This window comes from Paraburkholderia panacisoli (assembly GCF_008369935.1).
Classification (GTDB): domain Bacteria; phylum Pseudomonadota; class Gammaproteobacteria; order Burkholderiales; family Burkholderiaceae; genus Paraburkholderia; species Paraburkholderia panacisoli.
Genome location: NZ_VTUZ01000021.1, coordinates 154,554 through 165,733, shown reverse-complemented (window position 1 = coordinate 165,733; position 11,180 = coordinate 154,554). Strand labels below are relative to the sequence as shown.

General features: G+C 63.2%; 11 protein-coding genes and 1 rRNA gene. 8 read left to right on the top strand and 4 right to left on the bottom strand.

Annotated features, from left to right (window positions below):
• Positions 1–102 (bottom strand): 16S ribosomal RNA (locus FVF58_RS28300); the annotation flags it as partial.
• A gap of 469 nt (positions 103–571) precedes the next feature.
• Positions 572–1,348: an enoyl-CoA hydratase gene (locus FVF58_RS28295; protein WP_149673087.1), complete on the bottom strand. Its 777-nt coding sequence runs from the start codon at positions 1,346–1,348 to the stop codon at positions 572–574.
• 141 nt (positions 1,349–1,489) lie between these two features.
• Between FVF58_RS28295 and paaN the strand changes: the two genes are divergently transcribed.
• The 5 genes from paaN to paaK all read left to right on the top strand — a co-directional run bounded on the left by paaN (position 1,490) and on the right by paaK (position 7,322).
• Complete coding sequence (gene paaN, locus FVF58_RS28290) at positions 1,490–3,190, top strand: phenylacetic acid degradation protein PaaN (protein ID WP_149673086.1); 1,701 nt, start codon at positions 1,490–1,492, stop codon at positions 3,188–3,190.
• 137 nt (positions 3,191–3,327) lie between these two features.
• Complete coding sequence (pcaF, locus tag FVF58_RS28285) at positions 3,328–4,533, top strand: 3-oxoadipyl-CoA thiolase (RefSeq protein WP_149673085.1); 1,206 nt, start codon at positions 3,328–3,330, stop codon at positions 4,531–4,533.
• Between the two features lie 48 nt (positions 4,534–4,581).
• Positions 4,582–5,373: a 2-(1,2-epoxy-1,2-dihydrophenyl)acetyl-CoA isomerase PaaG gene (gene paaG / locus FVF58_RS28280; RefSeq protein WP_149673084.1), complete on the top strand. Its 792-nt coding sequence runs from the start codon at positions 4,582–4,584 to the stop codon at positions 5,371–5,373.
• Between the two features lies 1 nt (position 5,374).
• A complete protein-coding gene (gene paaI, locus FVF58_RS28275) occupies positions 5,375–5,836 on the top strand; it encodes a hydroxyphenylacetyl-CoA thioesterase PaaI (protein ID WP_149673083.1) in 462 nt (153 codons plus the stop codon).
• Between the two features lie 181 nt (positions 5,837–6,017).
• Positions 6,018–7,322, top strand: coding sequence for a phenylacetate--CoA ligase PaaK (paaK, locus tag FVF58_RS28270; protein ID WP_149673082.1), 1,305 nt, complete (start codon positions 6,018–6,020; stop codon positions 7,320–7,322).
• A 193-nt stretch (positions 7,323–7,515) separates the two neighbouring features.
• On the opposite strand, the gene mltA is transcribed toward paaK, so the two are convergent.
• Positions 7,516–8,640, bottom strand: coding sequence for a murein transglycosylase A (mltA, locus tag FVF58_RS28265; protein ID WP_149673081.1), 1,125 nt, complete (start codon positions 8,638–8,640; stop codon positions 7,516–7,518).
• Between the two features lie 28 nt (positions 8,641–8,668).
• Here mltA and FVF58_RS51635 point away from each other — a divergent pair, with 28 nt between their 5' ends.
• Positions 8,669–8,830: a hypothetical protein gene (locus FVF58_RS51635; protein ID WP_188130950.1), complete on the top strand. Its 162-nt coding sequence runs from the start codon at positions 8,669–8,671 to the stop codon at positions 8,828–8,830.
• A 102-nt stretch (positions 8,831–8,932) separates the two neighbouring features.
• Here FVF58_RS51635 and apaG read toward each other — a convergent pair whose 3' ends face one another.
• Positions 8,933–9,307 carry a Co2+/Mg2+ efflux protein ApaG gene (gene apaG / locus FVF58_RS28255; RefSeq protein WP_149673080.1) on the bottom strand — a complete coding sequence of 125 codons (375 nt, stop codon included), beginning with the start codon at positions 9,305–9,307 and terminating at the stop codon, positions 8,933–8,935.
• 271 nt (positions 9,308–9,578) lie between these two features.
• Between apaG and rpe the strand changes: the two genes are divergently transcribed.
• The gene (rpe, locus tag FVF58_RS28250; RefSeq protein WP_149673096.1) at positions 9,579–10,262 is read left to right on the top strand and encodes a ribulose-phosphate 3-epimerase; all 684 of its coding nucleotides are present in this window, start codon (positions 9,579–9,581) and stop codon (positions 10,260–10,262) included.
• 13 nt (positions 10,263–10,275) lie between these two features.
• Positions 10,276–10,992 (top strand): phosphoglycolate phosphatase, encoded by a 717-nt coding sequence (locus tag FVF58_RS28245; protein WP_149673079.1) that lies wholly within the window; start codon positions 10,276–10,278, stop codon positions 10,990–10,992.
• Positions 10,993–11,180 lie beyond the last annotated feature (188 nt).

The window sequence follows — 11,180 nt, the reverse complement described above, 5'->3', positions numbered from 1 at the left end:
TCGCCACTCGCCACCAGACCGAAGTCCGTGCTGCCGTTCGACTTGCATGTGTAAGGCATGCCGCCAGCGTTCAATCTGAGCCAGGATCAAACTCTTCAGTTCAAACCTGTTACTGTTTTCGGTTGTTTTACCAACCGGTCGCTCACTCAACGTACTGACGAAGTGTTCAACCATCTTTCAACGGCCAAACCTTCCTTTCATTACTGTGTGAGACTTGATACTTTTGCTTTATGGCAGATTCAAAGAACCCGCCCCGCATCTCGCATCAAGCGCCCACACTTATCGGCTGTTAGTTTTTAAAGATCGATCCGCTTCACGTTCGCGGCGTCCGTTTCACCTACCGGCACCGCTTCCGTTCTGCGTCGCTGCATCAGCAGCAGAGAAAGGAGATTATGGAGAACTTCCGCTTTGCCGTCAACAGGTTTTTCGAGACTGCCTAACCTGCCCGGCGCGCTGGAAGCCTTGCCACTGCTGGCTTTCCCGCCTCCCCGTGCGCCGGCGTCCGGAGCACGAAAGAGCGGAATTCTAGCGAGCCCGAAGGGGACTTGCAAGCGTTATTTTGACAAGCGTATTAACGATGCTTGAAAACCGGCTTGCGCTTCTCCACGAACGCGGCCATGCCCTCTTTCTGATCTTCAGTGGCGAAGAGCGAATGGAACAGGCGGCGCTCAAAATGTATGCCTTCCGCGAGCGTCGTCTCATATGCGCGGTTGACCGACTCCTTCACCATCATCACCGCCGGCAACGGGAACTCCGCAATGGTCGCTGCCGCGGCGACCGCCTCGTCCAGTAGCAAGGCAGCCGGAATGACACGCGACACCAATCCCGCGCGCTCGGCTTCGTTCGCATCCATGAAGCGGGCGGTGAGGCACAGATCCATTGCCTTCGCCTTCGAGACCGCACGCGGCAGCCGCTGTGTGCCGCCTGCACCCGGCATGACGCCGAGCTTGATTTCCGGCTGACCGAACTTGGCGGTGTCGGCAGCGAAAATGATGTCGCACATCATCGCCAATTCGCAGCCGCCCCCAAGCGCAAAACCCGCCACCGCAGCAATGATCGGCTTGCGGATGGAGCGAACCGTCTCCCAGTTGCGGGTGATGTAGTCGCCCTTGTAGACATCCATATAGGTATAGGCCGACATCATGCCGATGTCGGCGCCCGCGGCGAACGCCTTCTCGCTACCCGTCACCACGATCGCGCCGATCGCGTCGTCGGCGTCGAACTCGCGCAGCGCGCTGCCCAGTTCGTCCATCAAGGCGTCGTTCAGCGCGTTCAGCGCCTTCGGACGATTCAACGTAATCAGACCGACCCGTCCCCGCGTCTCAACAAGAATGTTCTCGTAAGCCATGCCGCCTCCTAATCTCCTAGTGGTTAATCACACGCGAAAACGTTTCGCGCGCCTCTCTTAATAATGCTAACATTCACCAACCAACCGGTCGGTCAATTATTAGACAGGCTTCCTCCCAACGCACAGCCAAGTCCCTCTGCCATGACACATCCGCTATTCACGAAACACGAAGACACGCTGCAAAAGGCACTCACCGCGGTTGAAACGCGCGGCTACTGGAGTCCGTTCGTCGAGATGCCCAGTCCGAAAGTGTACGGGGAAACAGCCAATGCGGACGGCGAAGCCGCCTTCAAAGCGCTACTCAACGCGACATTCGAACTGGACCAACCATCGACGGGCGAAACGGTCGGCGCCGAAGTCTCGCCGTTCGGCTTCCCGCTCGGCGTGCGCTACCCGAAAAGCGACCCCGACGCACTGATCGCGGCGGCCGCCGCCGCGCAGAGCGGCTGGCGCGCGGCAGGCCCGCAGGCGTGGATCGGCGTGAGCCTGGAAATTCTCGCGCGGCTGAATCGCGCCAGTTTCGAAATCGGCTACAGCGTGATGCACACGACCGGCCAGGCGTTCATGATGGCTTTTCAGGCCGGCGGCCCGCACGCGCAAGACCGCGCGCTCGAAGCGGTCGTGTACGCGTGGGACCAGTTGCGCCGCATCCCCGCTGACGCTCACTGGGAAAAGCCGCAAGGCAAGAATCCGCCGCTCGCGATGCACAAACGCTACGCCGTCGTACCGCGCGGCACGGGCCTTGTCCTCGGCTGCTGCACGTTCCCGACGTGGAATGGCTACCCTGGCCTCTTTGCCGACCTGGCCACTGGCAATACGGTCATCGTCAAGCCGCATCCGGGCGCGATCCTGCCGCTCGCGCTGACTGTGCGAATCGCGCGCGACGTCTTGCGCGAAGCGGGTTTCGATCCGAACGTCGTCACGTTGCTGGCCACCGAACCGAACGACGGCGCACTCGTGCAGGATCTGGCTCTGCGCCCGGAGATCAAACTCATCGACTTCACCGGCAGCACGCAGAACGGCACGTGGCTCGAGCGTAATGCACACCAGGCTCAGGTCTACACCGAAAAAGCCGGCGTGAACCAGATCGTGATCGACTCGGTCGACGACATCAAAGCCGCCGCCCGCAATATTGCCTTTTCACTGGCGCTGTACTCGGGCCAGATGTGCACCGCGCCGCAGAACATCTACGTGCCGCGCAATGGCATCCGCACCGCCGACGGCACGCTCGGTTTCGACGAAGTCGCGCAAGCCGTCGCCGGCGCCGTGCAGAAGCTCGTCGCCGACCCGGCCCGCGCGGTCGAACTGCTCGGCGCGATTCAGAACGAAGGCGTCGTCCAGCACATCGACGATGCCGCCAAGCTCGGCCGGGTTCTGGTCCAGAGCCAGACGCTCGAACATCCGTCTTTCGCTGGCGCGCGCGTGCGCACGCCGCTCGTGCTGCAATTGGACGCAACGGCCGACTACGCGCAGTTCACCAAAGAATGGTTCGGCCCGATCTCGTTCGTGATCGCGACGGACTCGACCGCGCAGTCGCTCGATCTCGCCGGCGCGATCGCCGCCGAGCACGGCGCGCTGACGCTGTCGGTGTACAGCACGGACGAAGCCGTGCTCGACGACGCGCACGAGGCATCGATCCGCGGCGGCGTAGCCCTGTCGATCAATCTGACGGGCGCAGTGTTTGTCAACCAGTCCGCGGCCTTCTCCGATTTCCACGGCACGGGCGCGAACCCGGCGGCCAATGCCGCACTGGCCGATGCAGCCTTCGTCGCGAATCGCTTCCGTGTGGTTCAAAGCCGCGTTCATGTTGAACCGAAAGCGGCGCCGGCAGTAGCTGGCTGAATGGCCTAGGACAGCGGCATAAGAAAAGCACGGCCTCGTTCCTATGCCGTTTGGCCGAATGGACCGGGTCGTGCGCCCCAACTAACATGAGACATCGGATCGGCACTGCGCGCCGCTCCGCCCCAGCGGGAATCCCTATGAACGACGCCTTCATCTGCGATGCGATTCGCACGCCCATCGGCCGCTACGGCGGCGCCCTCAAAGACGTGCGCGCCGACGACCTCGGCGCCGTACCAATCAGGGCGCTGATCGAGCGCAATCCCGGCGTCGACTGGCGAGCCCTCGACGACGTGATCTACGGCTGCGCCAACCAGGCCGGTGAAGACAATCGCAACGTCGCGCGCATGTCGGCGCTATTGGCGGACCTGCCCACGGATGCGCCGGGCGCAACCATCAATCGCCTGTGCGGCTCGGGCATGGACGCGGTCGGCACCGCCGCGCGCGCGATCAAGGCTGGCGAGGCCCGTCTCATGATTGCAGGCGGCGTCGAAAGCATGACGCGCGCGCCGTTCGTGATGGGCAAAGCAAGTAGTGCGTTCTCGCGTCAAGCCGACATTCACGACACGACCATCGGCTGGCGCTTTATCAATCCGCTGATGAAGCGCCAATACGGCGTCGACTCGATGCCGGAGACCGCGGAAAACGTCGCCGTCCAGTTCGGTGTGAGCCGTGCCGATCAGGACGCGTTCGCGCTCGCGAGTCAGCAAAAAGCGGCCCGCGCGCAACGTGACGGCACGTTCGCGCAGGAAATCGTCGGCGTCGACGTCGCGCAGAAGAAAGGCGACCCCGTACGCATCGTGCTTGACGAGCATCCGCGGGAAACGTCGCTCGAAAGTCTGGGTAAGCTCAAGGGCGTGGTTCGTCCGGACGGCAGCGTGACGGCCGGCAACGCGTCCGGTGTGAACGACGGCGCTTGCGCACTGTTGCTCGCGAATCAGCAGGCGGCCGAACAGTACGGCCTGCGCCGCCGCGCACGCGTGGTGGGCATGGCGACCGCGGGTGTCGAGCCGCGCATCATGGGCATCGGACCGGCGCCGGCGGCGCAAAAACTGCTCAAGCAACTCGGCATGACGCTCGAACAATTCGACGTGATCGAACTGAACGAAGCATTCGCGTCGCAAGGCCTCGCGGTGCTGCGCACACTCGGTCTGCGCGATGACGATCCGCGCGTCAATCCGAACGGCGGCGCCATTGCGCTCGGCCACCCGCTGGGCGCATCCGGGGCGCGTCTGATTACCACCGCGCTGTACCAGCTGGAACGGATCAACGGGCGCTTTGCGTTGTGCACGATGTGCATCGGTGTCGGGCAAGGCATTGCGCTGGTCATCGAGCGGCTTTCATAGCAACCGCAGTAGTGCCCATCGGCCAAAGAGACTTTGAGGAGACACCCAATGTCATATGAAGCGATTCGCCTGGACATCGACGCATCGAGCCATGTAGCAACCATCACGCTGAACCGGCCGGACAAGCTCAACAGCTTCACCCGCGCAATGCATCTGGAACTGAGCGCCGCGCTCGGTGAAGTCGAAGCCTCCGGCGCCCGCGCTCTCGTGCTGACTGGCGCGGGCCGCGGCTTCTGCGCCGGCCAGGATCTCGCCGATCTCGACTTCACGCCCGGCGCATCGACGGATCTTGGTGATCTGATCGACAAGCACTTCAACCCGCTGATTCGCCGTCTCCAAGCGCTACCGTTGCCGGTGATCGCCGCGGTCAACGGCACGGCTGCGGGCGCCGGCGCCAATCTCGCGCTGGCTTGCGACCTCGTGCTCGCAGCCCGCTCAGCAAGCTTCATTCAGGCGTTCGTGAAGATCGGCCTCGTGCCGGACTCGGGCGGCACGTGGTTCCTGCCGCAGCGCGTCGGCATGGCGCGCGCGTTGGGACTCGCGATTACCGGCGACAAGCTCAGCGCGGAAAAAGCCGAAAGCTGGGGCATGATCTGGCAGGTGGTCGACGACACGGAACTCTCCCTGGCCGCCGCCAAACTCGCGTCCCAACTCGCGCAGCAACCCACGCGCGCCATCGCCGCGATCAAGCAGGCCATGCGCGCGGGCGCGACGCAAGCACTCGACCAGCAGCTCGATCTCGAACGTGATCTGCAACGCGAACTCGGTGCTTCGCACGACTACACCGAAGGTGTGCAAGCGTTTGTGGAAAAACGCGCGCCACGCTTCGAGGGCCGTTGATATGTCCATTCAAGCCAACCACCCCAACCAGATGACACCCGACGAACTCGCTCGCGCGACCGCTGCCGCGATGTACGAGAACGATACCTGCAGCCGTGCGCTCGGGCTCGAAATCCTGGCCGTGCGTGCGGGCTATGCGCGCCTGCGCATGGCCGTGCGCGACGACTTTCTGAACGGCCACCAGATTTGTCACGGCGGCCTGATCTTCACACTCGCCGATTCGGCGTTCGCATTCGCCTGCAACACGTACAACATCAACACGGTTGCGGCTGGTTGTTCGATCGAGTTCCTGAAGCCTGTACGAGGCGGCGACGTGCTCACGGCGGAAGCGGTCGAGCAAACACTGAGCGGCCGCACCGGCATCTACGATATTCGCGTCACGAATCGCGCTGACGAAACTGTCGCCATGTTTCGCGGCAAATCGGCGCAAATTAAAGGCAACCTGATTCCCACGGGCGATTGACCGGCAAACGCGCGGCGAGCCGATGGCAAAGCAGCGGTGAGATCCGCAGCAGCGCCGCGGCAGATGCGCGAACCGATGGCGGCTCACCGACGCCACGCCCCGTATAGCAGCCAGTTCCCGTTTTTGCGCACGAGCGCACCGTACATCAGACTCAAGCATTGAGGCAGCAAGGAGACATTCAATGACGACCGCCCTTCCGCTCGATCCGATCGAGACCGCCAGCCGCGACGAACTTGCCGCGCTTCAACTTGAACGGCTCAAATGGTCGCTGAACCATGCCTATGAAAATTCGCCGGTGTATCGGCGCAAGTTCGACGAAGCCGGCGTCCACCCCAGTGAAGTCAAGACGCTGGCGGACCTCGCGCGCTTTCCCTTCACCACCAAGAAGGATCTGCGCGACAGCTACCCGTTCGGAATGTTCGCCGTGCCGCAGGAACAGATTTCGCGAATTCACGCGTCGTCCGGCACGACGGGTAAGCCGACCGTCGTGGGTTACACCGCGCGCGATATCGACACGTGGGCGAATCTCGTCGCCCGGTCGATCCGCGCCGCCGGCGCAAAGCGCGGCGACAAGGTCCATGTGAGCTACGGCTATGGCCTGTTCACCGGCGGCCTCGGCGCGCACTACGGCGCCGAGCGTGCCGGCCTCACGGTGATCCCGTTCGGCGGTGGCCAGACCGAAAAGCAGGTGCAGCTGATTCAGGACTTCCGGCCGGACATCATCATGGTGACGCCGAGCTACATGCTCTCGATTGCCGACGAACTCGAACGGCAGGGCATCGACCCGGCCAGTTGCTCGCTGCGCATCGGCATCTTCGGCGCGGAGCCGTGGACCAACGACATGCGGCAGGCGATCGAAAAACGCATGGGCATCGATGCGGTCGACATCTACGGACTGTCCGAGGTAATGGGACCCGGCGTCGCGTCGGAGTGCGTGGAAACGAAGGATGGTCCGACCATCTGGGAAGACCATTTCTATCCGGAGATCATCGACCCCGAAACCGGCGAGGTGTTGCCCGACGGCGAACTCGGCGAGCTGGTGTTCACGTCGCTGACCAAGGAAGCGCTGCCGATCGTCCGCTACCGCACGCGCGATCTCACGCGCCTGCTGCCGGGCAGCGCACGCACGATGCGCCGGATGGAGAAGATCACCGGCCGCTCGGACGACATGATGATCGTGCGCGGCGTGAACGTGTTCCCGACGCAGATCGAAGAACTGCTGCTCAAGCAGCATGCTCTCGCGCCGCACTATCAGATCGTGCTGACCAAGGAAGGCCCGCTCGACGTATTGACGCTGAACGTCGAGCCCTGTCCGGAAACCGCGCCGGATACGGCAGCGCTGAACACGGCCAAGCAGGCCCTGGCCTATGACATCAAAGCGCTGATCGGCGTGAGCGCGGTGGTCAATGTGTTGGCGGTGAATGGCATCGAGCGTTCGGTGGGTAAGGCGCGGCGCGTGGTGGACAAACGCAAGTCGGGGCTTTAACTCGCATGAAAAAAACGGCGTCGCGTCCGGATTGACAACCGGCACGCGACGCCGTTTTCAGCTAACCGGCGAAGCTCGCCGGAAGCGGGCGATTCTGTTGAGAACTCAGCTCGTGCAAGCTTCGGTCTGCAAATCACGGAGCGGCGGATTCGATCCCGAAAGCCACCGCTTCACCGCTCACAGAACTCCACGATCATGAGTTCGGCAGCAGCAACCACATCCGGCCACCCTGCTTCATCTTGCCGGCCAGGTCGCCAGCGTCGTCGCCGAGACCCCAGAAGTAGTCTGCGCGTACACCGCCCTTGATCGCGGTACCGGTGTCCTGCGCGAACACGAGGCGGTTCATCGGCGAGTTCGTCAATGGACGCGTGGTCTGCAAAAACACCGGCGTCCCCAGCGGAATCGAAGTCGGGTCGACGGCGATCGACCGCTCCGGTGTCAACGGCACGCCTAGCGCGCCGATCGGACCGTCCGCGCCGCCGCTCGGCACGCTTTCGCCGGACGGCATCTCACGGAAGAAAACAAAGCGCGGATTCGTATCGAGCAGCGCGTCGACACGAGTCGGATTCGCGCGCGCCCATGCCTTGATGCCCTGCATGGTCGCCTGCGCCGGCGTGAGTTCGCCGCGATCCAGCAACCAGCGTCCGATCGACTTGTACGGCTGATTGTTGGTGCCGCCGAAGCCCACGCGCATCACGCTGCCATCTTCCATCACGATGCGCCCCGAACCCTGCACCTGCAGGAAGAACGCTTCGATCGGATCGTCGACCCAGACCAGTTCATTGCCGTTGAGCACGCCGCTGCGCTCGAGTTGCGCACGCGCCGGCAGCGGCGCGCCCGCGCGATACGCGCCGGGCCAGCGATACAGCGCCGTCTGGTACACGCCGTGCCGTGTCCGCGAGCCGCGCAGCAAAGGCTCGTAGTAACCGGTGACGAGACCGTCGAGCGTGCCGTCGTTATTGGCTAGCTGGAAAGGCGTGAAATAGGCTTCGAAAAAGGCTCGCGCGCTGGTGACGTCGAGATCGTCGATTTGTGCAGCCGCCGCGCAGGCGCGCGACCAGTTCGGTTGGCGCGCGAGCCTCACGCAGTTCTGCCGCAGCGCGGCGGTCGCGCCGATCAGCGAGTCGTCCTGCCAGCCCGGCACCTGTTGCCACGCGACTGCCGTGAGGCGCGTCGCGGCGATCTGACCGGGTATGATCGCCGCACCCGTGGGCGGCGAAACCGACGGCCGGATCGCGCCGCCACCTCCGCAGGACGCCAGCAGCACCGCAACCGAAAGCGCCCCGAGCCACGCCCCGGCCGTGCGGACAAAACGCATACAATGTTCGTTCTTGATGGAAACCGCCATGTCTGATCTGTTCGACGAATACCCGATGCTCATCTTCGCGCTGGAGTCGCTCGTCGCGCTCTTTCTGCTCGTCTTCATCGTCGTGTGGACATCGTCCGGCAAGAAGAAGGTGAAGCGCGCCAACGCGAGTAAACAGTCCGGGCAGCAAAAACAGCAGTAACGCGCTGCGTCAAACCACGCATTGAACCTCGTGTTGAACCCGTCACCCATGCGCTCAAAACGCGTTTGACCGTGTTTAAAGACCGCGGGCTCACGCCCCGGTTCAATGCAACGTGCGCGGCATGCGCAGAATGAACTCGGGGACCGGCGCTTCGAAACGCTCGCCGTCTTCCGCGACACAGAAATAATCGCCGCGCATGGTGCCGACCGGCGTGGCGATGACCGCCCAACTCGTATATTCGAAATGCTCGCCCGGTTTGAGCAGAGGCTGATGGCCGACCACGCCGAGGCCTTTCACTTCCTGCACGTGGTTCTCGCTGTCGGTAATCACCCAGTGGCGCGCAATCAGTTGCGCGGGCACCTGGCCGGTGTTACGGATAGTCAGCGTGTATGCGAACGCATACTGGCGGCGCTCCGGGTCCGACTCTTCGGGCAGGTATTGCACCTGCGCCGAGACGCTGAATTCGTACTGGCTCATCCTGATTCCGGTCTGACGAAACGGGTGGGAAAAATCGCGCGAAGCCCCGAACGCCAATGGTTTGCGGCGTATTGGCGAAGCGGCGCGCATGGATTGGCATTCTGCTTGATGCGCGGCATGCCCGCAACCCGCTAAAACCTTTGGCCAGGGTCCATTAGGACGCTGGGTCACCTGCTCGGCTCGACCGAGCCGGTGCTGAACGCCCGCTCTCCGGTCCAGACCTGCGCAAAACGGTAAAATGGCGCTTTCCCGCTTGCATCCGCTCCCCGCCATGACGCAATTCCGCATCGCCCCCAGCATTTTGTCCGCCGACTTCGCCCGTCTCGGCGAAGAAGTCCGCAACGTCGTCGCGGCCGGCGCCGACTGGATTCACTTCGACGTAATGGACAACCACTACGTGCCGAACCTGACCATCGGCCCGCTCGTGTGCGAAGCGATCCGCCCGCACGTGGACGTGCCGATCGACGTGCATCTGATGGTGCGTCCGGTCGACCGCATCGTGCCGGACTTCGCCAAGGCCGGCGCGAACCTGATCAGCTTCCATCCGGAAGGCTCGGACCATATCGACCGGACACTGTCGCTGATTCGCGACCACGGCTGCAAGGCCGGCCTGGTGTTCAACCCGGCCACGTCGCTGAACTACCTCGATCACGTGATGGACAAGCTCGATCTCGTGCTGATCATGTCGGTCAACCCGGGCTTCGGCGGCCAGTCGTTCATTCCTGAGGCGCTGAACAAGCTGCGCGAGGCCCGCAAGCGGATCGACGCGTACAAGGAGCGGACCGGCCGCGAGATTCATCTGGAAGTGGACGGCGGCGTAAAGGTCGACAACATCGCGGAAATCGCGGCGGCCGGCGCGGATACGTTCGTGGCCGGTTCGGCGATCTTCGGCCAGCCGGACCACAAGGTCGTGATCGACAAGATGCGCGCGGCGCTCGCCAACGTTCAGCACTAAACCGACACGCTCCATGACCGCTCCGTTTCCCGCCCCGACCTTCACCGGCCCCCGCCTGCAAGCCGCGATCATCGACCTCGACGGCACGATGGTCGACACCGCCGACGACTTCACCGCCGGCCTGAACGGCATGCTCGCGCAACTCGATGCGGAGGAAACGTCGCGCGAGGAAGTGGTCGGCTATGTCGGCAAGGGCTCGGAGCATCTGATCCGCAGCGTGCTCGCGCCGCGCTTCGAAGCGGACCATGCGCAGGACCGCTTCGACGAAGCGCTCGCCATCTATCAGGCGGAATACGCGAAGATCAACGGTCTGCACACGCGCCTTTATCCCGATGTCGAAGCCGGTCTGCGCGCCATGCGCGATGCCGGCCTCAAGCTCGCGTGCGTGACCAACAAGCCGCATCGGTTCGCGCTCGAACTGCTGCAACAGTACGGGCTCGCGCAGTATTTCAGCGTCGTGCTCGGCGGCGACAGCCTCGCGAAAAAGAAGCCGGACCCGCTGCCGATGCTCACCGCCGCGGCTCAACTGGGCGTCGAGCCGCAAGCAACGGTCGCGATCGGCGATTCGGAAAACGATGCGCTGGCGGGCCGCGCGGCCGGCATGGCGACGCTGACCGTGCCCTACGGCTACAACCACGGCCAAGCTATACAAACGATAAAATCCGATGGTATAGTTGCCTCGCTGCTCGACGCCGCCAAGGCGATCGCAGCGCACCAATCCACGACTTGAAAAGTCCTTCATCCTCATGTTTCTGAATAAAAAACGGAGTCTGATTAGCATCGACCGGGGAGCCTGGCCCTGGCGTCGCTGGTCGCGCTAACCTCGCCTGAGGTACGCTGAAGCTCGTCTTCGGCAACCGTTTTTTACTTCGCTGCGCTCACGCGTTTTTTCCATCGTCTTGTTTCGCTGCACTGGTT

Excerpts from the sequence above, each read along its gene's own strand:
- FVF58_RS28295 (WP_149673087.1), bottom strand. The coding sequence starts at position 1,348 with ATGGCTTACGAGAACATTCTTGTTGAGACGCGGGGACGGGTCGGTCTG.
- paaN (WP_149673086.1), top strand. The coding sequence starts at position 1,490 with ATGACACATCCGCTATTCACGAAACACGAAGACACGCTGCAAAAGGCA.
- pcaF (WP_149673085.1), top strand. The coding sequence starts at position 3,328 with ATGAACGACGCCTTCATCTGCGATGCGATTCGCACGCCCATCGGCCGC.
- paaG (WP_149673084.1), top strand. The coding sequence starts at position 4,582 with ATGTCATATGAAGCGATTCGCCTGGACATCGACGCATCGAGCCATGTA.
- paaI (WP_149673083.1), top strand. The coding sequence starts at position 5,375 with ATGTCCATTCAAGCCAACCACCCCAACCAGATGACACCCGACGAACTC.
- paaK (WP_149673082.1), top strand. The coding sequence starts at position 6,018 with ATGACGACCGCCCTTCCGCTCGATCCGATCGAGACCGCCAGCCGCGAC.
- mltA (WP_149673081.1), bottom strand. The coding sequence starts at position 8,640 with ATGCGTTTTGTCCGCACGGCCGGGGCGTGGCTCGGGGCGCTTTCGGTT.
- FVF58_RS51635 (WP_188130950.1), top strand. The coding sequence starts at position 8,669 with ATGTCTGATCTGTTCGACGAATACCCGATGCTCATCTTCGCGCTGGAG.
- apaG (WP_149673080.1), bottom strand. The coding sequence starts at position 9,307 with ATGAGCCAGTACGAATTCAGCGTCTCGGCGCAGGTGCAATACCTGCCC.
- rpe (WP_149673096.1), top strand. The coding sequence starts at position 9,579 with ATGACGCAATTCCGCATCGCCCCCAGCATTTTGTCCGCCGACTTCGCC.
- FVF58_RS28245 (WP_149673079.1), top strand. The coding sequence starts at position 10,276 with ATGACCGCTCCGTTTCCCGCCCCGACCTTCACCGGCCCCCGCCTGCAA.